Below are 23,272 nucleotides of genomic sequence, written 5' to 3' on the forward strand. Positions count from 1 at the left end.
TTTTCCATTTGCCTGAATTGACTTTTATCTCTGCCCGGGCGACCAGAAAACGGTTTTCCTGTTTTTACCATCCTTCCGGTCCCATTTCAGGCCCCACATAGTGTATACGATAAAAAGTGCTCCGTCAACTGCTTTTCAATATTGTGTACAAAGGCTCTCAATTTTATTATTTTGGGCTTTATGGAATCTTTCTGTTTTATATGTGTATTTTATGTATCAGTTTGTCTATATTGTATACTTTCGTCGTCTTTTGTCCCCTCTTTATTCCATATTATCTATAAGTGCCCTTATTTATTGTTTTTTTCTATAAGACTTTCCCCGTTTCCGCCCTTTCTTCTATTGACTGTTTTTAATTTCTGTTGGTACAATTTTATCAGACATTAAAGGAGAAGGAGATTGCGCATGTTTATTGATCTGCATATGCATGAGAAGACATTTTCAAAGGACAGCTTCCTCTCCCTGAGAGAGATGGTGGATATTGCCAGAAAAAAGGGGTTAGATGGAATCTGTATTACGGATCACGACGACATCGGCATTAAGGAGTACGCAGAGAGCTACTCCAGAGAAACGGGGTTTCCTATTTTTGTGGGATATGAATTTTACTCTCTTCAGGGGGACATTCTGGCCTTCGGGGTTCCAGAGGTTCCGCCGGAGCGTATTTCAGCCCAGGATTTTATCAACTATGTAAAAAGTTTCGGGGGAGTCTGCATAGCAGCCCATCCGTTCAGAAACAACAGCCGCGGGCTGGAGGAGAATCTTCGCCTTGTAAAAGGGCTGGACGGCATCGAGGCCCTGAACGGAAGCACGCTTCCTGATGCCTGCAATCAGGCGTTTTCCTATGCCAGGGAACTGGGAATCCAGTGTACAGGAGCCAGCGACTGCCATGTTCCGTCCAAGGTAGGCGTATATGCCACCTGGTTTCCTGAGCCGGTGGCCACTCTGGATGAATTTATCTCTGTCTTTAAAAAAGGCCAGTGCCGCCCCGCCGTATACAGGGACGGCAGCTATACTGTGGCAGATCACGCATAGTACCAGAAACCAGAACAAACAAAAAAAGCAGGCAGGCCCGCCTCAGCTCCCCATCCCCCTCAATCATGAGAGGCTTGCCTGCTTTTTCGCGCCGCCGCGGGGCTGCCTTAAGCAGCCTTTTTCCTCTGAGCGGCGTGCGCATCCCGCCCGGCAGAACTTTTTCTATTATAGGAAATTCGGAGGAATTTCCTATAATAGAAAGAGAGAAGGGACTGTGAGCTCCGCCATCCGGCGGGGCACACAGTCCCTTCTTTTGCTGATTATCAGCCGTTATCTGATTTTACTGATTTTATCATATATGGTTTTATGATTTCTCAGTGCGGGGTGATTTACATCATTCCCATGCCGCCTGCACCGCCTGGCATAGCCGGTGTCTCTTCCTTGATGTTAGCAACTACAGACTCTGTTGTCAGCAGTGTGGAAGCAACACTTGTGGCGTTCTGAAGGGCGCTTCTTGTAACCTTTGCCGGATCCAGGATGCCTGCCTCTACCATATCAACGTATTTCTCGTTGTATGCATCAAAGCCCATTCCAACTTCAGACTCTCTTACCTTATTGATAATAACGGAGCCCTCCAGTCCTGCATTGGCAGCGATATGGAACAGCGGAGCCTCCAGAGCCTTTAAGATAATGCGGCCGCCTGTTCTCTCATCTCCGTCCAGAGCCTCAACAACCTTCTCCACTTCCTTTGTAGCGTGGATGTATGCGGAACCGCCTCCTGCGATGATTCCCTCCTCTACAGCTGCCTTAGCTGCGGATAAAGCATCCTCCATGCGAAGCTTAGCTTCCTTCATCTCTGTCTCTGTAGCAGCGCCTACGCGGATTACAGCAACGCCGCCGGACAGCTTTGCAAGTCTTTCCTGTAATTTCTCTCTGTCAAATTCAGATGTTGTCTCCTCAATCTGAGCCTTAATCTGTGCGATTCTTGCAGAGATCTCCTCCTTGTTTCCGCAGCCATCAACAATGATGGTGTTCTCCTTCTGAACCTTAACGGATTTCGCGCGTCCCAGCTGATCCATGGTTGTTTCCTTTAACTCAAGGCCCAGCTCCTCAGAGATAACCTGGCCGCCAGTCAGGATAGCAATATCTTTTAACATCTCTTTTCTTCTGTCGCCGTATCCCGGAGCCTTGACTCCTACTACTGTGAAGGTTCCTCTTAACTTGTTGACAATCAGAGTTGTGAGAGCCTCACCCTCAATATCCTCAGCGATGATTAAGAGCTTTGCGCCGGCCTGAACAACCTGCTCTAACAGAGGAAGGATTTCCTGGATGTTGGAAATCTTCTTATCTGTGATTAAGATATACGGATCGTCCAGGTTTGCTTCCATCTTATCCATGTCAGTAGCCATGTAAGCGGAAACATAACCGCGGTCAAACTGCATACCTTCAACCAGGTCAAGCTCTGTCTTCATGGTCTTGGATTCCTCAATAGTGATAACACCGTCCTTGGAAACCTTCTCCATGGCATCTGCAACCATCTCGCCAACCTCGTCGTCAGCAGAGGAGATAGCAGCTACTCTGGCAATATCAGCCTTGCCCTTCACGGACTTGGACATATTCTTGATAGCCTCCACAGCAGCCTCTGTGGCCTTCTTCATACCCTTTCTTAAAACGATTGGGTTTGCGCCTGCTGCCAGGTTCTTCATTCCCTCATTGATCATAGCCTGAGCTAAAACAGTGGCTGTCGTTGTACCGTCGCCGGCTACGTCGTTTGTCTTTGTGGCAACCTCTTTTACGAGCTGCGCTCCCATGTTCTCAAATGGATCCTTTAACTCAATCTCCTTTGCGATGGTCACGCCGTCGTTTGTGATAAGCGGAGCTCCGAAAGACTTGTCAAGAACTACGTTTCTTCCCTTCGGGCCTAATGTCACGCGTACTGTATCTGCTAACTGATTTACGCCGGATTCCAGTGCTTTTCTGGCTTCTACGCCGTACTTAATTTCCTTTGCCATGGTTATCAACCTCCAACATTATTTCAAACTATGTTTTGTTTCAATCTCTGTTTTTCAAATCTGATGCTGTTTTGCGTTTTCAGAATCTCACGCCGTTTTCAGCAGCCCCACTCTGCTCTCTGCCTATTCGATGACAGCCAGAATGTCGTTCTGCTTTACGACAACATACTTCTCTTCCTCTACCTCAACCTCTGTTCCGGAGTACTTGGAGTAGATTACCTTATCGCCAACCTTTACCTGCATGGTAACTTCCTTGCCGTCAACCACTCCGCCCGGGCCAACTGCGATAACCTCAGCCTGCTGCGGCTTCTCCTTTGCCTGACCTGGAAGAACGATGCCTGACTTTGTAGTCTCCTCTGCAACTAACTGTTTTAAAACAACTCTGTCAAATAATGGTACTAATTTCATTACTGACTCCTCCTTACTGTTTGTGATTTTCTTTAAATAAGCAGAATAATCTGTTTTTGACTCTGTCATCTGCAACTCTCATGGCTCCCTCTCAGAACCATCCTCTATTGTAAATATCTTCCTCTCTCAATCACAAGAAAAGTTATACCACGCTTTATTAGCACTGTCAATAGGTGAGTGCTAATTTTTGATAAATTTATAGAGATTTAATACTTTCCCTTTTCAGAGCAAAACAGTTCCTTCCGCTATCCGGCTGATTATCAGGCACTTCCGAATATATAAACACTTTTTATTTTAATCCACAGTTTCAAAAACTTTCCAAAACTCCCCAGTTCTCCCCCGCCTCTTCCATCATCCCTGTTAGTTTATTCCTTTTTTTACAATTTATTCATCCCCAATCCCTTTATTTTTCAGCGAATTCGTATTACAATAAAGGGAAGCAAACAGCACAAGTGCTGTTTGCTTCCCGCTACTCAAACGGAGCGTAACGGAGTTTGAGGTCCCTTTCTCTCCCCCGCTACTCAAACGCAGTGCAGCGGAGTTTGAGGTCCCTTTTTCTCCCCCGCTACTCAAACGGAGCGTAACGGAGTTTGAGGTCCCTTTCTCTCCCCCGCTACTCAAACGCAGTGCAGCGGAGTTTGAGGTCCCTTTTTCTCCCCCGCTACTCAAACGGAGCGTAACGGAGTTTGAGGTCCCTTTCTCTCCCCCGCTACTCAAACGGAGCATAGCGGAGTTTGAGGTCCCTTTTTTGAGATCCTTTCTCCCCGCCTCTGCTCAAATATGTTTGAATTTTCCACCTGGTGCTGTACATCATCGGGCAGGAGCAAATATAAAATATTAACTAAAAAAGGAGTTATATCATGGCAAAAAAACAGTTTGGAAGAATTGCTGCTCTCGCCGCTCTGGCAGGAGCCGCAGTGGGAATCACTTATTTTCTCAGATACAAATCCTTTCACGAAGAGCTGGAAGAAGATTTCCACGATTTTGAAGATGATCTCGATGAGTTTGACGTCGGGGAAAGCGAGGAAGAATCTCCGCAGAGAAATTACGTTTCCCTGACTCCCGAAAAGGCAGCTGAGGATACCCAGAAAACAGAGGCAGAGATGCCCGGAACCGCTTCTGCTGATTCCACCGAAGAAGGCAGTGCCGGCAAAACAGAAGAAAAGCCAAAGGCTTCGTCCGAAAATACCGGTTACCTGGACAGCGACATGGAATTTCTGGATGATGAGCCCCTGTTCTCAGAGAAGTCAGAGAGCTCCGCTTCCCCTGGGGCAGAAACTTCTGCAACCACCATTGTGGACGACGAAGAAACCGAAAATCAGTAATGGAGGGCAGGATTTAAACTATGATTCAGAGCCTTCTGCGCTCCCTGGATCTCCTGGAGGTCCTCAAGGAGTCTGACCACAAGATAACGATTGCAGAGCTTTCAGAGCGGCTTGAACTTCCACCAAGCACGGTTCACCGGATTCTCCAGACGTTCTGCGATAAAAAATATGTAATCCGGGATGAACTCACACACACCTACTGTCTCGGCCCGGCGCTCATCTCACTGGGCCGGGCGGCAGCGGCAAATGTACGCATTCAGGACGCAGCTATTCCTATTCTGAAGAATCTCTCTTATGTGACGCGCGAGGATTCCTACCTCATTATCCAGGTGGGCGATAAGGGGCTCGTTCTCGACAAAGTGGACGGCCCCAACCACTTAAAGGTAGTGGAAAAATTCGGGTATGAGCTGGATCTCCACTGCGGTGCCATACGCAAGGTTCTTCTTGCCTATCAGACACCGGAATACCTGGACTACTATACCAGACAGGTTTTAGACCGCCCGGAGGCGTTCCCCCAGACAAGCCGGGCAGGACTTCTCAAAGAGCTGAAGGAAATCCGCGAGACAGGGCTCTCTGTCTCACACGGAGAATACGTCCACGACGCAGTTGGGATAGGAGCTCCTGTATTCGGCATAGACGGAAAGGTTGCAGCCTCTGTGGGAATCATCGCTCCCTACAGCCGAATTGCCGATGATATTCATTTAGAACATATGATAGAACAGGTAAAGCACAGCGCGGCAGAGCTGTCCTACTACATGGGACACACCTTCCAGAGACCAAGGTAAAAGACAGAGCGCAGGATACTCCACACTCTGTCTTTTGTTCTTCCTTTTCTTTATCTTCCCCGGCCATTCTGACACTGACAGCGCCGAAACTTCCCCTTCCCCTGAACACAAAAAGCCCCACCGGTGGGAACTCTTCCTCTGCCGGTGGGGAACTTTTTTGCGCCTGCATTTCCTGCCTGCGCTTTTTCATTTTTTCCTGGGTCTTCCGTGCGATTCCAGTGCAGAAGTCTCAGCTTATCTTTTGTAGTCTCTCTTATTTACAGAAAGTTATTTTCTCATCTCAAGCACATCTGCAAAGGCCTGGATAGCTGTGCGGGCCTGTCCGAAGTCGCGCATCTGCTGATCGATTCCCAGCTTGATGTGAGGAATATCTGCATCATTTAATGCTTTCTTCAGGTATGGATACTCCATCTCCTCCGGATCGCAGAACTGCTGCATAAACAGTACCAGACCCTGAGCGCCGCTCTCCTTAACCAGGTTAGCAACGAACTCACCGCGGCGGTTCTCGCTGGACTTTGGATCGTACAGAAGAACATCGTAGTCAATGTTTGCAAACTGATGTGCAAGTGCCATCATCGGATCAGCATCCTCAGGTACATCGGTGCGGAAGGAACGTGTCTCGTGAGCCACATCATCTGCAGCGATGGCGATGTTGTTCTCCTCAAAGGCTGCCAGCAGAGCCGGGTTGTCGCAGATGATACCGGAGGTAACCACCTTTGTACCCTGCCAGTCACAGACTGGAAGCTTCTCAAGCTCAGCATTTAACTCATTTAACTTAGCTGTGTACTCGTCCTTTAACATGAAGTGGAAGGCCTTTAATACAGCAGATCTCTTGGTTGGAGTGATCACATCGCAGTGGTCGGAAGCCAGCTTCACGAATTTGCGGCGTGCTGCACGGCTCTCGTTGTAAACCTTGATGGCATTCTTGATGTCATCGTTTGTGATCTCTCTGCCTGCAATCTTCTCCAGCTCTTTCTTAACGTGTGTGTACTGATCCACTGTGAACTGAAGGCCGAAGTCCTCAAAACGGTTCTGCGGATGAGCTAAGAAGATAACGGACATCTTGTCACCCATAGCTACACGGAAGTTCTGGCTCATCGGGCGCAGAGTGTCGCAGATAGTTGGAGTGATGATTCCGTCAAGGCCGTCCATAGTTCCGTCAAGGAGCATCTCAAGAGCTAACTGAGCGATTGTGCAGTAGAAGGTAGCACAGTACTCTTTCGCACGGCTGATAGTCTTGTTGTTGGAACCCCAGATTCCCATGGGAACGATTCCGGCTGCGTAAACAAGCTCTTCCGGAGCGTAATATGGCAGAACGCCAACTACCTTTTTCCCCTGAGCTTTATATTCAGCAAGCTGCTGCTTTGGTGTGGCAGCTTTTACTTTAAATTCATCTAATAATGCGTTGATACTCATTTGACTATGCCTCCTTTGCCTGCTTGTTTGCTTCCATTGCCTCTACCAGACCCTGTACTCTTGTCTCGTACTGTGCGGCATTGAAGTTACGCGGATCGGCCTGGTCTCCATCGAATCCTGCACATGGAACACCCAGATCGGCTGTGAAGCGGCGCTGCATCTCTGCCATATAACCGGACCATGGCTTGCAGCTTCTGTTGTAGTGAACAAGAACGCCGTCTACCTTGTTGTCGCGGCAGATGCCCTCACGCCAGTCAACACCCTGCTCGATGCAGACAGAGTTCGGAGCCTTGTAGTAAGCGCGGGCCATCTCATCCAGTCCGTCGTAAACGAATCCGAATGCAGGTGCATATACTACGGCTGTAACGTTTACACCGTTTGCCTTCAGAGGCTTAAACAGTGCAGGCAGCTTCGGCCAGCATGGAATACCCTCGAACATTACACGGTACTTCTCCGGGAATGGAGTGGTTGTCTCACCCTTCTTAACTGTCTCCTCCAGGTCTCTTGCAAGAAGCTCAAATGCCTCTGCTGTCTCAACGCGGGCACGTGCCGTAACTACGTCTGCCATATGGTTGAACAGGTCAAAACCGCTGTATGGAGCCGGCTTGTACTGTAAGTAATCACATACCTTTAACCATGCCTTAGCTGTACGGTTTGCGTTTGCACAGGCCTCCTCAAACTTCTTCTCGTCGAACTTTTTGCCTGTCAGCTCCTCCAGCTGCTTGATAGCCTTGTCAAACTGTGCGCGCACATATTTTACATTCTCGTCTGCTACGTGAACGTCATTGTTGTAAGGAATATCTACCATGATCAGCGGGATATTGCACATACGGGCAATATTCTCATACCACTTTGTCATGCAGTTGCAGATATTGTTGCAGCAGAGCACGAAGTCCGGCTGCGGAATACGCATCTGGCGGATTGGGGAGATGGCTTCAAGACGTCTCTCCTTCTCCGGTCCGTCCGGCAGCTTCTCAATCTCAAGAATGTTGTCCAGCTGCAGGTATGGAGTCTGTGTCTTCGGATCCTTTAATGGCTTTCCGTCCTCACCCATCACTACGTTTCCGTCAGCATCCTTTAATGGCTTTCCTGTGCTCGGATCGATAATATACTCGCCTGTCTCAGGATCGTATTTGCGGGATACGCGGACGCCGGCTGCATAGGCAAGGCTGATACGGGCATATCCGCAGATATCGTTGTCATATCCCAGATCCTCTGCCGCCTGGCACATCATCTCGCCGTAACGGTTTGCAGCAATACCTGCTGCCTGGTTCTCAGGATACATAACATTCAGATCAAATGCCGCAGCAAGCTCGCACGGGAATTTGGAAGAGGACCATCCAACTAACTCTCCTCTTGCTTTGGCCTCGCGCGCCTCTTTGTGAACATCGTCAACTACCTTGCGGAGGGCGAGTACGCCTGGACTAACTTGTTTTGCCATAATAATTATCCTCCAATCTTTCTGTAAGATTTATTTCTGACGGCTGGCTGCCTGGTACGCAAAAAGCGCAGCACCCAGCGCGCCGTTATACTGTGTCAGCGGGGAAATGTGGATCTCGCAGCCCAGCTCCTTCTGAAGAGCGGAGACAACGCCGCTGTTCTGAGCAACACCGCCTGTCATAACCACATCCGGAACTACCCCGATTCTGTGTGCAAGTCCCGTAACCCGGTGTGCCACTGATTTGTGGATACCGTTGATAATATCGCACTTGTCTGTTCCCATGGCGAGCTGGCTGATAACCTCGCTCTCCGCGAAAACCGTACAGGTAGAGCTGATGCCTACCTCCTTTGTAGACATAGCGCCCAGTCTTCCCAGATCCTGAACCTTAACCTCCAGAACCTTTGCCATAACATCCAGAAAACGGCCGGTTCCGGCTGCACACTTGTCGTTCATCTGGAAATTAGTCATGGCGCCGTTGTCAATGTGAAGCACCTTCACATCCTGCCCGCCGATATCAATGACGGTATGGACATTTGGAAACAGGAAGGATGCACCCTTTGCGTGGCAGGAAAGCTCGCTCATCTGCTTTTTGGCGATTCCCAGGAGGGAATTGCGGCCATAGCCGGTTGCCAGTGTGTAGTCAAGCTGCTCCTGTGTCATATCCGCATCCCTGAGGACTTCCTCAATAGCGCGGGCCGGACCGCTTGTGCCTGTTCCCACATCCACCAGGGATTTTCCGACAATTTCCTTTCCGTCCTTTAAGATAATGCATTTCGACGCAGTAGAACCCACATCGATACCCATTGTGTAAATTGCCATAATGACCTCCGTATAGAAAGGAATGTCAAACGGATTCCTGACATCCCCACTTAATCTCTTACATCATTTTTCTACATCGTTTTAAGTATATCATATACAGCATAAAAAAGCCAAAACAATTTGGCCAAACATACATAAAAGTATTCATATAACTGTGATCTGGTATTATTTATAGGCTCCGCATTCAGGCGCATAAATGTCTCTAACCACGACAAGTCAGGCAAAGGTTCCAGTGCCTTTGCCCGACTTATCGTGCTATCCTATCATTTATGCGCCTGTATGGCTAATTTTTATGCTTTTTCTTTTACTATCATTATTTGGGACACTCAAACGTTTTAGAACGTCCCCTGTCTCTTTTGCTGTCTGGCCGGACCGTCTGGCAAAAAGCAGTCCGGCCCTACGGCTGAATTATTTCTTAAATGTCTCGAACTCGCGGATTGCCCTTGGAGTAATCATCTGATGGAATGGGCAGATGGACTGCGGGTTCTGGTATGCTGCCTCTGTGAAGGCCTGGATGTATGGACGGATGTCTGTCATGTCAACGATCTCGTCTACCATTCCCTTCTCTGTGCAGTATTTCGGACGGGACTTGTCTGTGTACATCTGAATCATATCGTTCATCTTGTCGATGATTGGCTGAAGCGGCTCTCCTGCCTTCTTAGCCTTAACGAGCTTTCTGGAGTACATAGCGTTTGCTGCTGTCTCGCCTGGCATTACGTAATACTCACATGCACCTGTACCGATGGAGAATACGTTTGTGTTGTTGCCCTGTGGTCCGCCGAGAACGTAGTGAGCAGCAGCGCTGGCCTTACGGATGGTTACCTCTAAGGACGGCAGCTTGGAGTTCTCGATGGAGTAGATTAAGGACTGTCCAAGACCAAGTAACTCAGCCTTCTCAGCCTCATCGCCTACGTCGATACCTGTTGTATCCTGCAGCCAGATTAACGGGATTCTGTCGCGTGCACAGAGTGTCACGAACTCGTTCATCTTAACTAAGCCCTGACGGTAGAGCTTTCCGCCGATACCTACAGAGTTCTGCTTGTACTCCGGATAGTTCATCAGAAGTCCCTGAACATTGGCGATAACACCTACTAAGAGGCCGTTTACCTTTGCGAGACCTGTGATCATCTCCGGGCCGTATCCCTTCTTGTACTCAGCAAACTCACTGTTGTCGAAGAGACGTGCGATAACCTCGTACATATCGTAAGGACGCTTCTGGTTCATCGGAACGATGCTGTACAGATCCTCTGCCGGGAACTGAGGAGCCTTTGGTGTGTCAACACGGAAGAACTCCAGGTTGTAAGCCGGAAGGTAGCTGATGTATTTCTTGATACCCTCGATTACGCCTAAATCGTTCTCATATACCTCGCGGAAGAATCCTGTCTCATCGTAGTGAATCGGCACGGAGCCTGGAGCCGGTACATGGTGCTTGCTGTTCTCGATCTGTGCATTGATGATCTGCTCTGCAGCCTCCTCATCAATGTATCCCTTCGGGTTCATACCGGAAAGAATACCAGCGCCTCCAACTGCCATGTTGGCATCCTGATGAGCGATCAGGATTGTCGGGGAAATGCTGTGGTATCCGCCGCCTGCAGGGTTTGTTCCGTAGATACCTACGATTACCGGAACGCCTAACTGGTTTAACTCAGAGTTGCGGAAGAATGGTGTACCGCCTCCGCGTCTGTTTGGATATACCTTATCCTGGTTCGGGAACTCAACACCGGAGCAGTTTAACAGGTATACAAGCGGTAAGTGAAGCATCTTAGCTGTGTCGGAAGCGCGAAGCAGATTGTCTGCCTGTCCCGGAACCCATGCTCCAGCCATTTTCTTGTTATCAGATGCTACAATGTAAACCCACTTTCCGTCTACGCGTCCAAGGCCGTTTACCACGTTTGTTGTTCCGAAACGGTTGCCCTCCGGATTGTAAAGGCTGTTTAACGGACACCATGTTCCAGCGTCGATTAATGCATTGATACGCTGCATAGCGGATAACTGTCCGCGCTCATTTAACTTCTCCTCGGAAGTAATGCCGGCTGCAAGAGCTTTCTCGATGGAATCGTGAATGTCCTTCTCAACAGCCTTTAAGCTCTCTTCATTTTCTGGATTCGGATTAACCAGATCTTTACCGATTGTAGGCATGTTCTGGAAATATCCTGGCATAGAATACATGTTCATTTTGAATCTCCTATTCTTTACTTTGAAAAATGAAACTATAACAAAAAGTGAAAATCAACAGCGGCACGGTCTTCCGAAACGGAAGGCCATGCCGGAAAATGCTGTCTGGTGTAATTTTCACCTCAGTATCCTGTTTTCAGATCCTTCTGGCTTATTTTGCCTCCGGCTCCTCCTTCGGAACCTGGATAAATGCCTGACCTGGATCGATCTCCTCACGGATCATCTTGATTACCTCAGGAGACGGAGGATCCAGCTTCACTGCTCTGGATACATCCAGATCGAAACCTGTGTTCTCGATGATATCCTCCGGTGAGGATGTCTCATAGTATCCTGCAAGGTACATTCTCTTTGTATCCTTGTCAAACTTTAAGATACCGCGGTCTGTAACGACTGCCAGAGGTCCTCTGTTGCCCGGAAGGCCGAGTCTCTCACGTCCGCCAGGGCCGTCGATCCAGCCTGGGCTTGTAACGTAGTCAATCTTCTGCATGAATCTTCTCTTCTCATGCTGAATCATGATGATTGTGTTGTTGAAGGTAGCAATAGCGTTTGCACCGCCGGAACCTGTGAAACGTGTCTTCGGATTGTGGTAATCTCCGATACAGGTGGAGTTTACGTTTCCGTATGGGTCGATCTGAGCGCCGCCGATGAAAGCGATGATACGATCGTTGTTGTGCAGCCAGTCGTTTGTCTCAAATCCGATGAAACGGATGTTCGGCCACTGGCATCCGCAGTGTGCCATAAAACGAAGGTCACCTACAGAACGCGGAACCTCAATCGGAGAGCAGTCCATAAGACCGGACTCAACGATTAAGTTGCACTTAGGAGCGAAAAGCCTCTTGGCAACAGAAGCGCCGATTAACGGAAGACCGGTACCTACGATTGCGATGTTGTCATCTGTGATCTGCTGTGCAAGCGTAATAGCCTGCATCTCTTTGTTTGTATACTTTGTGTAGTCAGCCATGATTAATCCTCCTTGCTTACATCTGTTGCATATCCAAAGCCATCAGATACTTTTAACTTAAGGAGACGATTTACACCGATCTTCTCAAGGAACTCTTCATTGTCTTTCACGTCGTAAACGTACTCTTTTAAGAATGCCTTGAAATCCTCCTCTGTCTTGCTGGCTGCGCCATAAGCCTTCAGGAAGCTGTTGTCATAATCATAGTAGCCGTAGCACTGTGTCGGGTATGCGCCGTAAGGAGCAACGCAGACAGCGTCAACTGCGAAGCACGGAATCTTTGTAAGGGTTGGATCTCTGCGGATCACTTCGTTGCTTACCAGCTCCTCACATGTAACGATAACCTTCTTAGCTGCAACAGCAATATCTACATCGTGGAACTCGTCGCCGAGCAGAATGCAGGTTCCGTCAGGTGAAGCCTTCTGTACGTGGATGATTGCTGTATCCAGCTGCGGAACTGGAAGGCATACGGTCTTCTCACCTGGGTTAAATGGGTTGTCCATGTACACAAATTTGTCGTTCGGCAGCTTGTCGATAGTCTGGCGCACTTCCTTTGTGATTCCCCACTCATCAACCAGTCCGGAACCGATCATAAAACGTACCGGTAAGAATGGAAGACCTAAGGAAGCAGCGTGAAGCATGTACATGATGGCATCCTGGGAGTAGTCCTCATAGATCAGCTCGCCGGCCTCGATTTTTTTGCGGAAACGACGGGAAACGTTGGTAACACCGGAGTCAGCTGTATAGCAGTTGATGTACGCTTTTACGCGATCCTCTCCAATCAGCATATCCCAGTCAGATCCGGCAGGACCTGCATATGCGATGAAGTCTTTCTTGCCCTGGCGCAGAATCTCGCGAACAGCAGCCATAGGTTTCTTGTTTGTTGTAAAGCCGCCGAAGGAGATAGCGTCGCCATCTTCAACAAACTTTGCAACTGCCTCTTGTAATGTCATTACTTTATTAGCCACAATAAAGCCTCCTTTATAATTTTTTGGTAAACACCATTGTTACCTTATGTATGGATAACCGTTCGGAATGCCGCGCCGTAAATTACAGCGCGGCGTCCTGAGCGTCATCTTCCTAATCAATCTTTTACTTGAAAATCAGCATGAAGAAGCCGGCTGCAACTGCAGAGCCGATAACTCCGGCTACGTTCGGTCCCATAGCATGCATTAACAGGAAGTTTGTCGGATTTTCCTTAGAACCTACTGTCTGGGATACACGGGCTGCCATCGGAACAGCAGAAACACCTGCAGAACCAATTAACGGGTTGATCTTTCCGCCTGTCAGGAAGCAGAGCAGCTTTCCGAGAAGCACACCGCCCACTGTGGAGAAGCAGAAAGCGATAAGTCCCATAGCGACGATAGCCAGAGTCTGGGGACGAAGGAAAATCTCTCCGTTTGCTGTAGCGCCTACGGTAGTTCCCAGCATGATTGTTACGATATTGCACAGAGCGTTCTGAGCTGTGTCAGACAGACGCTCTACCACGCCGGACTCACGGAACAGGTTTCCAAGCATCAGCATACCGAGAAGCGGTGCAACGGACGGGAGCAGTAAGGAGCAGAATAATACTACGAAAACCGGGAATACTACCTTCTCCACCTTGCTCACCTTGCGAAGCTGCTTCATCACGATAGCGCGCTCCTTCTTTGTTGTGAGAAGCTTCATAATCGGCGGCTGAATCATAGGAATCAGCGCCATGTAGGAATAAGCGGCAACCGCAATGGGCGCAACCAGATCCGGTGCCAGATTGTTTGCGATATAGATAGCTGTCGGACCGTCAGCTCCTCCGATGATGCCGATAGCTGCGGCCTCACCTACTGTAAAGAGGCCGGTTGCATTCGCCAGCATGAATGCGATGTAAATACCAAACTGTGCGGCAGCTCCCAGAAGAAGGCTGACCGGATTTGCAATCAGCGGACCAAAGTCTGTCATCGCTCCTACGCAGAGGAAGATCAGACAGGGGAACAGGCTGGACTTTACTCCGCCGTACATGATTCGGAGCACGCCCTGAGTATACCAGGGTTCTGACTCCTTCATCAGATCTGCTAATGGCAGGTTTGCAAGGAACATACCAAAGGCAATCGGAAGGAGCAGCAGCGGCTCAAACTGCTTTTTAATAGCAAGATATAAGAGGATAAAGGAAACAACGAACATTACGCAGTTCTGCCAGGTAAGTGCTGCAAAACCGGACTGTGCCAGCATTTCCTTTAAAATTTCAAAAAAGTTCATCACGTACCTCCTAGTTCAGGATAACCATAGCGGCTCCCGTGTCCACAGTATCGCCTGTATTTACCAGAACCTGGCTTACTGTGCCGTCTGCCGGAGCAACAATCTCAGTTTCCATCTTCATAGCTTCCATGATTACTAACGGCTCTCCAAATTTGACAGCCTGTCCTACAGAGGCCTTAACAGTGAGAATCTTTCCTGGCATTGGAGCCTCCACTGTAGTTCCGCCTGCTGCTGCAGGTGCTGGAGCCGGGGCTGCTGCCGGAGCTGGTGCTGCTGCAGGTGCTGGGGCTGCTGCCGGAGCCGGGGCTGGTGCCGCCGGTCTTGCCGCATGTGTGGCAGCCAGAACAGGCGCCTTGGGAGCTGCTGCTCCATTGCGATCCAGAGATTTGTAGGCATCTACCTTTTCCACCTCAACCTCGTATCTTTTTCCGTTAATCGTAGCTACATACTTCATAATCAGATTTCATCCTTTCACTTACGAACTGTTTTACTAATTCAGAGATACAAGGGCTGCACCTGTTTCTACCATATCACCGCTCTTAACAAGAACAGAAGCAACCGTACCGTCTGCCGGGGCAACAATCTCTGTCTCCATCTTCATCGCTTCCATTGTCAGCACAACCTGGCCGTAGGATACTGCCTGACCTGGATTTACCTTTACATCCAGAATTTTTCCTGGCATCGGAGCTTCGATTGTAGTTGCTCCTGCTGCTGGAGCCGGAGCTGGTGCCGCTGCAGGTGTTGGGGCTGGAGCCGGGGCAGGTGCTGGAGCCGGGGCAGGTGCTGGAGCCGGTGTTGGAACTGGGGCTGGGGCTGCCGCTGCAGCCTCACTTAAAACAACCAGCGCTGCGCCTGTCTCTACCATATCGCCGCCCTTAACAAGAATAGATGTTACGATTCCGTCAGCCGGAGCCACAATCTCTGTCTCCATCTTCATCGCTTCCATTGTCATGATCACCTGACCGTAGGACACTGCCTGGCCTGGAGTCACTCTGATATCCAGAACCTTTCCTGGCATTGGAGCCTCTACATTTGTGCTCTTACCCGTCGGAGCCGGAGCTGCTGCAGGTGCTGGTGCTGCTGCTGGGGCAGCTGCCTGAACAGGTGCCGGAGCTGCTGCTGGGGCCGGAGCCGCTGCAGGCGCCTCGCCGTAGCGCGGAATCGGGCTGTACTCAGCTACTCTCTCGAGTTCCACTTCATACTGTTTTCCATTAAGTGTGGCTGTGTATTTCATTGTTGAACCTTCCTTTCATTCCCAAATAGTGAACCTTTTCAATTAATTTTCTGGCCGGTTTTCTGTGAAAACCCTTTCTCTCAAAAGACGTACCATGAAATCCGTCACTTCTTAATTGATCTCCCTGACGTTCACAATTTTAAACTGTTCTGGCGGCAAATCCAGATCTACACCGATGGTAGCCATAAGCACTGCCAGCGTCTCCTTGTCAGCTTCATCGGAAACGGCTGTCTGCTGAACCGGAGCCGCTGCCGGCTTCTTCGCCTCATCCTTGATAATTAAGCGCAGAATCTTTGAAATAAAGATAATCGCCAGAGCAAGGGCAATCAATGTAACAAATACAACGGAAAGCCCAAGCGCAGAAACTACGATAGACTCTGGAAAGCTCATGGTTGACTGAGTCCACATACTCCTTTGCACCTCCTTTTATAGTCAGAGCTGTTCCTGACAGCTCTGCAATGTTTTGTGAAAAATTATGTAAGCAAAATCTCTCCGCCACATATTTCACATTATGGAACGCATTCCATTTTTTAATGATAAAAAATCGAGGGAATAACCCCTCTTATTCCTTCACAAACAAAACCCCGTTCCTGGAATTTTATTTAACTAAATTATAACAGTGGCGGCCTGAAATGTCAACGGATGCTTTCATAAATTTTGCACAATAACTCATATTTCGCCGCCTCTTTTCTCCAGCAATCACGCTGTTTTTACCGTTTTACTGTCCTGCTTTTTTCCAGAAAATTACATAAAAATCCCTTTCCTCTGCAAAAGACGCACATACAGCTCAAATTCTGGCTTCTTTTTTCATTTCTCCCTATTTTAATTGTATATTTTGGCTCATTTTGTTTTTAAAAACATTCCTGCCTGAACCTTGTCTGAATTTGTCAGCTTTTCAGGTTTTCGCGCGCCTGAAGCCTGCACACTTTCAAAAAACAACCGGCCGCCAGGCAGAGAATCCATTTTTGCCAATTCTTCTGCCCGGCGGCCGTTTTCATCTATCGTTTTCACCTATCTGAGACTTCTGAAGTCTTCTTCTTTTTACTGCAGCTGATATAGTCTCCGGGTAAAATCACAGCGCAGTCTCTCTTTGAGCACACTGCAGATGTCTGCAGGTCTGACCTGCCGGATTTTCCCTTCCGCATTATTTTCCTAATTTAAAGGAGCTCTTCAGAGATACAATCCTGTTAAACACAGGCTTCTCCGGCGTGCTGTCCTTGCAGTCCACACAGAAATAGCCGTTGCGCACAAACTGGAAGCTGTCATAGGCCTTTGCATCTTTTAAGGAAGGCTCTACATAGCACTCCTTTAATACAGTCAGGGAGTTGGGGTTCAGGTTCAGGGTTCCGTCTGCATTCAGCTTGCCCTTCTCCTCATCCACGAGATTTTCATAGAGACGGCACTCTGCCTTGAGAGCAGTCTCCTTTGCCACCCAGTGAATCGTTCCTTTTACCTTTCTGCCGTCCGGCGCGTTTCCGCCCTTTGTCTGCGGATCATAGGTACAGTGAACAACCGTCACATTTCCATTCTCATCCTTCTCACAGCCGGTGCAGGTGACAAAGTAGGCATTCATCAGGCGCACCTCATTGCCCGGATAGAGGCGGAAATATTTTTTCGGCGGCTCCTCCATAAAATCCTCACGCTCAATGTAGAGCTCACGGCCAAAGGGCACAATGCGATCGCCCAGCTCAGGATTTTCCAGATTGCACGGCGCGGAAAGCTCTTCCATCTGTCCCTCCGGGTAATTGTCAATAACCAGCTTCACCGGATCGAGAACTGCCATCACTCTGGCTTTCTTCAGCTTCAGATCTTCCCTGACACAGTATTCCAGCATGGCGTAATCGATGGAGCTGTCCGCCTTGGAAACGCCTGCCAGCTCCACAAACTTTCTGATGGATTCCGGCGTAAAGCCTCTCCTTCTGAGAGCCGCTATGGAAACCAGCCGCGGATCATCCCAGCCGTCCACAATCTTATCCTCAACCAGCTTCTTAATATAGCGCTTTCCTGTGATCACATTGGTCAGATACATTTTTGCAAACTCGATCTGGCGGGGCGGATTCTCAAATTCGCATTCTCTTACCACCCAGTCATAAAGCGGGCGGTGATCTTCAAACTCCAGGGTACAGATCGAGTGTGTAATATGCTCGATAGCATCCTCAATCGGATGGGCAAAATCATACATCGGGTAAATACACCACTTATCCCCTGTATTGTGGTGGGACATGTGGGCAACGCGGTAGATAACCGGGTCTCTCATGTTGATATTGGGAGATGCCATATCAATCTTGGCGCGCAGAACCTTCTCCCCATCCTTGTACATGCCGTTTTTCATATTTTCAAAGAGCTGCAGGTTTTCTTCGATGCTTCTGTTCCTGTAGGGGCTCTCCTTGCCGGGGTTATTGAAGTCGCCGCGGTACTCGCGAATCTCGTCGGCGCTCAGATCGCATACAAACGCCTTTCCCTTTTTAATAAGAAGAACTGCGCACTCGTACATCTGCTCAAAATAATCGGAGGCAAAGAACAGCCTGTCCTCAAAATCAGCTCCCAGCCACTTTACATCCTCAATGATGGACTGGACAAATTCCGTCTTTTCCTTTGTCGGGTTCGTGTCATCAAAGCGCAGATTGAATTTGCCATTGTATTCCTTGGCCAGCCCCGAATTCAGGATGATGGACTTGGCATGTCCAATATGAAGATACCCGTTCGGTTCCGGTGGAAATCTGGTCTGGACATGGTTGTAAACACCTTCAGCCAAATCTTTCTCAATCTCTCTCTCGATAAAGTTTTTCGAAACGGTTTCCTTCTCTTCCGCTTCGGCAACTGTTTTTGTGTTTTCTTCCATCTCATTTCCTCCGTTATTCTCTTGTTCATAAATACTTAGATTTTATAATACCATAAATTAATGTCCCTAGCAAGTTTTAATCACCGTGCCGGGCTGCCTTCCCGCCTACATGAATAAAAACCTGCAAAACTGCAATGATATAATTATATTAAGGAAGAAACTGCATTTTTCTCTTCCCTTCCCACAGCTTTTGTGATATTATTAACAATAGAGTTAGCCTTGACTCACTCGTTTGTGAAAACAGAGAGGATTTAAGGTCTGACTGCATCTGCAAACATCTGTATGATTTCTGACAGGAGGTACCCTTATGAAACATGACAACCGGAAAATTGCCCTGATTGGTACTGGAATGGTGGGGATGAGCTACGCTTACTCCCTGCTCAATCAGAACGTGTGTGATGAACTGGTTTTAATTGACGTAAACAAGAAGCGCGCCATGGGCGAGGCTATGGACTTAAACCACGGGCTGGCTTTTTCCAGCTCTAATATGAAAATCTACGCCGGAAGCTACGATGACTGCACGGATGCGGATATTGTGGTTATCTGCGCAGGCGTTGCACAGAAGCCGGGCGAAACAAGGCTTGATCTTTTAAAGAGAAACACGGAGGTGTTCCAGTCTATCATTGAGCCAGTGACAGCCTCGGGTTTTAACGGAATCTTCCTCGTAGCCACAAATCCGGTGGACATTATGACGAAAATCACCTGCACCCTGTCCGGCTTTAACCCGAGGCGTGTCCTGGGTACGGGAACCACCCTCGACACCGCCCGCCTGCGCTACCTTCTCGGCGATTACCTGAAGGTTGATCCGAGAAATGTTCACGCCTATGTCATGGGCGAGCACGGGGATTCTGAGTTTGTGCCCTGGAGCCAGGCCATGGTTGCCACCAAGTCCATCCGGGAGATGGTCAATGAATCCCATGGTTCCATCTGTGAGCAGGATATGGAGCAGATCTCCGAGGAAGTGAGGACAGCCGCCTACAAGATTATCGAGGCAAAAAATGCAACCTACTACGGGATCGGCATGGCCCTCACGCGGATTACCAAAGCGGTGCTGGGAAACGAAAACAGCGTTATGACCGTTTCCGCCATGCTGCGGGGCGAGTACGGACAGAACGGCATCTTTGTCGGTGTCCCCTGCATCATCAATCAAAACGGAATCCAGAGGGTGCTGCCCCTCACCCTGGAAGAGGATGAGCTGGAAAAATTAAACAATTCCTGCCAGGTTTTAAGGGAGTGCTACAGGGAGCTGGGGCTGGAGTAAATAAGACAGCCATGGCCGCCAGGGTCTCTCTGGCCGTTTAGGAAAAAAGATGCAGGGAGCCGTCTTTCTGAAAACTCGGCTCCCTGCATCTTTTGCTTTTCCCGTCCTATCTCAAATTTCCTAGTTTGCCTGAATCCAGGCCCCGTCTGCCCCGACCTGATAACCGTCCGGCGTCGTGGTGTTTGACAGCATGGCCCCTGAGGAGTCACAGTAATACCACTTTCCGTTCCAGTCAATCCAGCCTGTCTTCATATAGCCGGTTCCGTCGAAGAAATACCACTTGCCTCCTATGTACTGCCAATTATTTACTGTGTAGCTCCCATCTGCATTCCTGTACCACCAGCCTGTAGTGTCCTGAATCCACACAGCCGCACTTTTTCCTGCACTTAAGGCCGCTGCCTTCTCAGCATTTACCGTCCAGACCGGTGAATTGTGCCATTCGCCCTTCTGGGAGCCGTGGACACCGCGGACGCGGAATTTATAGTCTCCGGCCGCTGTGAAGTATGGAGAAAGATCGTATTTAATATCTGTTGTGGACAGAAGAGGGGAGACTACGGTGCTTCCTCTGTAAAGGCGGATCTCATAGCTCTCTGCATCGTAGCCGCCGTTCCAGGATGCCGCTGCGCTGTTCTGATCCCAGCTCAGATCCTCCAAATCCAGTTCATACTCATTGTCATCCTCAAGGCCATCCATGGTAAAGGATACGATAAGGGTCCGGCTTCCGCTCCTCTTGGCTGAGGTAACCTCTCCCTTTACCCCCTTTACCTTCACTTTCTTTTCGGAAAATCCGGAGTTAAAAATATAGTCGTCCTCAGCCTCCAGAGTGATTTTGAGTTCGGGCTGATCGCCTTCCTCCCAGTCGTTTTCCGGCTCATTCTCCACTTCCACTGTATCCACATAATATTTATCTGAATCTGTGGAGCCATCTACCTCGCTGTCGCTGTCCCCGACTGTGATGGCTGAATCCAGCTCGATGGTTACGGACGTAATCTTGGAAGCGGCAAACGAAGTCACCGGCATGGCAGCTGCCAGCCCCGCGCACACTGCCGGAAGGAGTACTTTTTTCCAATGTGTCATAAGAAATACCTCCTGAATGTATTATTTCTCTGTCTGTACCTTATTTTACCATGTATCCGCCATGAGGGAAAGCTCCTTTTAGATGAGGAAAGTTCCTTTTAGAAATCAGACACACTGAAACCGAACTGAGGAGAACCTGTGCCGAGTCCGACGGTTCAGAACCGTCTCTCTTTTTGAATTTCCATACAGAAAAACTGCAGAGCGGACAGCCCTGCAGTTTTTCTGTATCTCTCTGTAAGATTTTTCGCTTCCTAGAATATAGTTCCGATAGACAGGAACAGCGGCGCGAACACCAGTGACACGATCGTCATCAGCTTGATCAGGATATTGATGGAAGGTCCTGAAGTATCCTTAAACGGATCGCCCACCGTATCGCCCACAACGGCTGCCTTATGGGAAGGACTTCCCTTTCCGCCGTGAGTTCCGCTCTCTATATATTTCTTTGCGTTGTCCCACGCTCCTCCGGCATTGGCCATGAAAATCGCCATCAGAACGCCTGTAACCAGAGAACCTGCAAGAAGGCCGCCCAGTGCGTCTGTTCCAAGCAGGATTCCCATTGCGATCGGAACTGCCACGGAGATGATGCCGGGAACCAGCATCTCGTGGAGAGCTGCTGTGGTGGAAATTCCAACACAGGACGTATAGTCAGGACGGCTCTCGCCCTTTAAGATACCCGGATCCTCCCGGAACTGTCTTCTGACCTCCTCGATCATCTTATAAGCCGCCTTGGACACCGATTCCATGGTGATGGCTGAGAAGAGGAAGGGCAGCATGCCTCCGATAAATAATCCGATGATTACCTTCGGATTTAAAATATCAATAGTCGTAAGATTTACCGCCTGAGCATAGGACACAAACAGAGCCAGAGCTGTCAGGGCAGCAGAACCGATGGCAAAGCCCTTTCCGATTGCCGCCGTTGTGTTGCCGACGCTGTCCAGCTTGTCTGTGATGTTTCTCACACTTTCGTCCAGACCGGACATCTCTGCGATTCCGCCTGCATTGTCCGCGATAGGACCATAGGCGTCAACTGCAATAGTGCTTCCCGTGGTAGCCAGCATTCCCACTGCTGCCAGCGCGATTCCGTAGAGGCCTGCTGTGGAGTAGGCCACGATAATTCCCACTGCGATAAAGAGAATAGGTACTACTGTGGACTTCATGCCCACGGCAAGACCGGAGATAATGTTTGTAGCTGAACCGGTCTCTGACTGCTCTGCAATCTTCTTTACAGATTTATACTTGTCTGAGGTGTAAATCTCTGTGGCCTGTCCGATAATGAAGCCCACTAAAAGACCGGAAATCACAGCTGCCGCCTCATTCATGCGTCCGAAGAACTGGTTGCTGAGCACCAGGGACATAATAATTACAATGGCATATGCCACATAGCTTCCAAGATTCAGGGATTTCTGAGGATCTGTCCCCTCTTTTCCCTTTACAAAGAAAGTTCCGATTACGGAAGCGATTACTCCAAAGGCTGCCAGAACCAGAGGGAAGAATGCGCCTTCCGCCTGGTAAGCCACAACTCCCAGAGTCACTGCTGATACCAGAGAGCCTACATAAGACTCGAACAGATCGGCTCCCATTCCGGCCACATCGCCTACATTGTCGCCCACATTATCTGCAATAACTGCCGGGTTTCTCGGATCGTCCTCCGGAATTCCCACTTCAACCTTTCCTACCAGGTCAGCTCCCACATCGGCAGCCTTTGTGTAGATTCCGCCGCCTACACGGGCAAATAAGGCGATGGAGGATGCGCCAAGGCTGTAGCCTGTCAGCACGTTCACATCCTTTGTCACAAGATAAATCACGCTGGCGCCCAGAAGTCCCAGGCCGACTACGCACATTCCCATAACGGCTCCGCCTTTATAGGCGATGCCGAGGGCTTTTCCCATGCCGCCCTCTCTGGCGCCGTTAGCTGTGCGGACGTTGGCATCTGTGGCTACCTGCATGCCAATGTATCCTGCCATCGTAGAAAATGCCGCTCCCACTAAAAAGCAAACGGCAGTAATCCAGTTGCCGATTCCGATCCCAATCACCACAAAAAGGATCGCCACAAAAAATACGAGGATCTTATACTCCGCCCTCAGAAACGCCTGGGCGCCTTCCTTGATCGCCCCTGCAATCTCTCTCATTCGCTCATTTCCCGGAGCCTGCTTCCTGATCCCTGATGCCAGGATCAGCGCGAACAGAAGTGCCGCCACTCCCGCTGCCGGCGCAAGCCAAACCAATTCTTTCATTGCATTAACCTCCCTGAATTATCTTTTTCTGGCGAATCATTCCGAAATAACGCAGAAGTATTGCCGAAGCTCCTCTCCGTCTCA

Annotated in this window: 19 protein-coding genes; 4 read left to right on the forward strand and 15 right to left on the reverse strand. The window is 49.3% G+C overall.

What is annotated here, in order from left to right; all coding sequences use genetic code 11:
* Positions 1–402 precede the first annotated feature (402 nt).
* Entirely contained in the window at positions 403–1,029 is a 627-nt protein-coding gene (locus tag LK436_RS14285) for a PHP domain-containing protein (protein ID WP_008394866.1), read from the forward strand.
* A 329-nt stretch (positions 1,030–1,358) separates the two neighbouring features.
* Here LK436_RS14285 and groL read toward each other — a convergent pair whose 3' ends face one another.
* Together groL and LK436_RS14295 are read right to left on the reverse strand one after the other, a co-directional pair.
* Positions 1,359–2,981: a chaperonin GroEL gene (gene groL / locus LK436_RS14290; protein ID WP_008394864.1), complete on the reverse strand. Its 1,623-nt coding sequence runs from the start codon at positions 2,979–2,981 to the stop codon at positions 1,359–1,361.
* Positions 2,982–3,104: 123 nt separating this feature from the next.
* Positions 3,105–3,389, reverse strand: a complete 285-nt coding sequence (locus LK436_RS14295; protein WP_021965677.1) for a co-chaperone GroES — start codon at positions 3,387–3,389, stop codon at positions 3,105–3,107.
* A gap of 860 nt (positions 3,390–4,249) precedes the next feature.
* Here LK436_RS14295 and LK436_RS14300 point away from each other — a divergent pair.
* Complete coding sequence (locus LK436_RS14300) at positions 4,250–4,714, forward strand: hypothetical protein (protein WP_008394862.1); 465 nt, start codon at positions 4,250–4,252, stop codon at positions 4,712–4,714.
* A gap of 20 nt (positions 4,715–4,734) precedes the next feature.
* Positions 4,735–5,499, forward strand: coding sequence for an IclR family transcriptional regulator (locus LK436_RS14305; RefSeq protein WP_008394861.1), 765 nt, complete (start codon positions 4,735–4,737; stop codon positions 5,497–5,499).
* Positions 5,500–5,766: 267 nt separating this feature from the next.
* On the opposite strand, the gene hgdB is transcribed toward LK436_RS14305, so the two are convergent.
* From hgdB to LK436_RS14365, 11 genes are all read right to left on the reverse strand, one after another.
* Positions 5,767–6,915: a (R)-2-hydroxyglutaryl-CoA dehydratase subunit beta gene (hgdB, locus tag LK436_RS14310; protein WP_008394858.1), complete on the reverse strand. Its 1,149-nt coding sequence runs from the start codon at positions 6,913–6,915 to the stop codon at positions 5,767–5,769.
* 4 nt (positions 6,916–6,919) lie between these two features.
* Positions 6,920–8,356 carry a (R)-2-hydroxyglutaryl-CoA dehydratase subunit alpha gene (gene hgdA / locus LK436_RS14315; protein ID WP_008394857.1) on the reverse strand — a complete coding sequence of 479 codons (1,437 nt, stop codon included), beginning with the start codon at positions 8,354–8,356 and terminating at the stop codon, positions 6,920–6,922.
* Between the two features lie 30 nt (positions 8,357–8,386).
* A complete protein-coding gene (gene hgdC / locus LK436_RS14320) occupies positions 8,387–9,175 on the reverse strand; it encodes a (R)-2-hydroxyglutaryl-CoA dehydratase activase HgdC (protein WP_008394856.1) in 789 nt (262 codons plus the stop codon).
* Positions 9,176–9,583: 408 nt separating this feature from the next.
* Positions 9,584–11,350, reverse strand: a complete 1,767-nt coding sequence (locus LK436_RS14325; RefSeq protein ID WP_008394855.1) for an acyl-CoA carboxylase subunit beta — start codon at positions 11,348–11,350, stop codon at positions 9,584–9,586.
* 151 nt (positions 11,351–11,501) lie between these two features.
* Positions 11,502–12,311: a glutaconate CoA-transferase subunit B gene (gctB, locus tag LK436_RS14330; protein WP_008394854.1), complete on the reverse strand. Its 810-nt coding sequence runs from the start codon at positions 12,309–12,311 to the stop codon at positions 11,502–11,504.
* A 2-nt stretch (positions 12,312–12,313) separates the two neighbouring features.
* Positions 12,314–13,276 carry a glutaconate CoA-transferase subunit A gene (gene gctA / locus LK436_RS14335; RefSeq protein ID WP_083794703.1) on the reverse strand — a complete coding sequence of 321 codons (963 nt, stop codon included), beginning with the start codon at positions 13,274–13,276 and terminating at the stop codon, positions 12,314–12,316.
* A 124-nt stretch (positions 13,277–13,400) separates the two neighbouring features.
* The gene (locus tag LK436_RS14340) at positions 13,401–14,540 is read right to left on the reverse strand and encodes a sodium ion-translocating decarboxylase subunit beta (protein WP_008394852.1); all 1,140 of its coding nucleotides are present in this window, start codon (positions 14,538–14,540) and stop codon (positions 13,401–13,403) included.
* 10 nt (positions 14,541–14,550) lie between these two features.
* Positions 14,551–14,994, reverse strand: a complete 444-nt coding sequence (locus LK436_RS14345) for a biotin/lipoyl-containing protein (protein ID WP_008394851.1) — start codon at positions 14,992–14,994, stop codon at positions 14,551–14,553.
* A gap of 36 nt (positions 14,995–15,030) precedes the next feature.
* Positions 15,031–15,774, reverse strand: coding sequence for a biotin/lipoyl-containing protein (locus LK436_RS18570; protein WP_008394849.1), 744 nt, complete (start codon positions 15,772–15,774; stop codon positions 15,031–15,033).
* Between the two features lie 111 nt (positions 15,775–15,885).
* Entirely contained in the window at positions 15,886–16,182 is a 297-nt protein-coding gene (locus LK436_RS14360; RefSeq protein WP_008394848.1) for an OadG family protein, read from the reverse strand.
* A gap of 736 nt (positions 16,183–16,918) precedes the next feature.
* A complete protein-coding gene (locus LK436_RS14365; RefSeq protein ID WP_008394842.1) occupies positions 16,919–18,616 on the reverse strand; it encodes a glutamine--tRNA ligase/YqeY domain fusion protein in 1,698 nt (565 codons plus the stop codon).
* Between the two features lie 307 nt (positions 18,617–18,923).
* Here LK436_RS14365 and LK436_RS14370 point away from each other — a divergent pair, with 307 nt between their 5' ends.
* A complete protein-coding gene (locus LK436_RS14370; RefSeq protein ID WP_008394840.1) occupies positions 18,924–19,877 on the forward strand; it encodes an L-lactate dehydrogenase in 954 nt (317 codons plus the stop codon).
* 120 nt (positions 19,878–19,997) lie between these two features.
* On the opposite strand, the gene LK436_RS14375 is transcribed toward LK436_RS14370, so the two are convergent.
* Both LK436_RS14375 and LK436_RS14380 read right to left on the reverse strand, forming a co-directional pair.
* Positions 19,998–20,954 carry a hypothetical protein gene (locus LK436_RS14375; protein WP_008394839.1) on the reverse strand — a complete coding sequence of 319 codons (957 nt, stop codon included), beginning with the start codon at positions 20,952–20,954 and terminating at the stop codon, positions 19,998–20,000.
* A 251-nt stretch (positions 20,955–21,205) separates the two neighbouring features.
* Positions 21,206–23,188 carry a sodium-translocating pyrophosphatase gene (locus tag LK436_RS14380; RefSeq protein ID WP_008394838.1) on the reverse strand — a complete coding sequence of 661 codons (1,983 nt, stop codon included), beginning with the start codon at positions 23,186–23,188 and terminating at the stop codon, positions 21,206–21,208.
* Positions 23,189–23,272 lie beyond the last annotated feature (84 nt).

The organism is Clostridium sp. M62/1 (genome assembly GCF_020736365.1).
GTDB lineage: Bacteria > Bacillota > Clostridia > Lachnospirales > Lachnospiraceae > Otoolea > Otoolea saccharolyticum_A.

What these genes read in the sequence shown, in the direction of transcription:
- LK436_RS14285 (WP_008394866.1), top strand. Translation starts at nt 403, where the DNA reads ATGTTTATTGATCTGCATATGCATGAGAAGACATTTTCAAAGGACAGC.
- groL (WP_008394864.1), bottom strand. Translation starts at nt 2,981, where the DNA reads ATGGCAAAGGAAATTAAGTACGGCGTAGAAGCCAGAAAAGCACTGGAA.
- LK436_RS14295 (WP_021965677.1), bottom strand. Translation starts at nt 3,389, where the DNA reads ATGAAATTAGTACCATTATTTGACAGAGTTGTTTTAAAACAGTTAGTT.
- LK436_RS14300 (WP_008394862.1), top strand. Translation starts at nt 4,250, where the DNA reads ATGGCAAAAAAACAGTTTGGAAGAATTGCTGCTCTCGCCGCTCTGGCA.
- LK436_RS14305 (WP_008394861.1), top strand. Translation starts at nt 4,735, where the DNA reads ATGATTCAGAGCCTTCTGCGCTCCCTGGATCTCCTGGAGGTCCTCAAG.
- hgdB (WP_008394858.1), bottom strand. Translation starts at nt 6,915, where the DNA reads ATGAGTATCAACGCATTATTAGATGAATTTAAAGTAAAAGCTGCCACA.
- hgdA (WP_008394857.1), bottom strand. Translation starts at nt 8,356, where the DNA reads ATGGCAAAACAAGTTAGTCCAGGCGTACTCGCCCTCCGCAAGGTAGTT.
- hgdC (WP_008394856.1), bottom strand. Translation starts at nt 9,175, where the DNA reads ATGGCAATTTACACAATGGGTATCGATGTGGGTTCTACTGCGTCGAAA.
- LK436_RS14325 (WP_008394855.1), bottom strand. Translation starts at nt 11,350, where the DNA reads ATGAACATGTATTCTATGCCAGGATATTTCCAGAACATGCCTACAATC.
- gctB (WP_008394854.1), bottom strand. Translation starts at nt 12,311, where the DNA reads ATGGCTGACTACACAAAGTATACAAACAAAGAGATGCAGGCTATTACG.
- LK436_RS14340 (WP_008394852.1), bottom strand. Translation starts at nt 14,540, where the DNA reads ATGAACTTTTTTGAAATTTTAAAGGAAATGCTGGCACAGTCCGGTTTT.
- LK436_RS14345 (WP_008394851.1), bottom strand. Translation starts at nt 14,994, where the DNA reads ATGAAGTATGTAGCTACGATTAACGGAAAAAGATACGAGGTTGAGGTG.
- LK436_RS18570 (WP_008394849.1), bottom strand. Translation starts at nt 15,774, where the DNA reads ATGAAATACACAGCCACACTTAATGGAAAACAGTATGAAGTGGAACTC.
- LK436_RS14360 (WP_008394848.1), bottom strand. Translation starts at nt 16,182, where the DNA reads ATGTGGACTCAGTCAACCATGAGCTTTCCAGAGTCTATCGTAGTTTCT.
- LK436_RS14365 (WP_008394842.1), bottom strand. Translation starts at nt 18,616, where the DNA reads ATGGAAGAAAACACAAAAACAGTTGCCGAAGCGGAAGAGAAGGAAACC.
- LK436_RS14370 (WP_008394840.1), top strand. Translation starts at nt 18,924, where the DNA reads ATGAAACATGACAACCGGAAAATTGCCCTGATTGGTACTGGAATGGTG.
- LK436_RS14375 (WP_008394839.1), bottom strand. Translation starts at nt 20,954, where the DNA reads ATGACACATTGGAAAAAAGTACTCCTTCCGGCAGTGTGCGCGGGGCTG.
- LK436_RS14380 (WP_008394838.1), bottom strand. Translation starts at nt 23,188, where the DNA reads ATGAAAGAATTGGTTTGGCTTGCGCCGGCAGCGGGAGTGGCGGCACTT.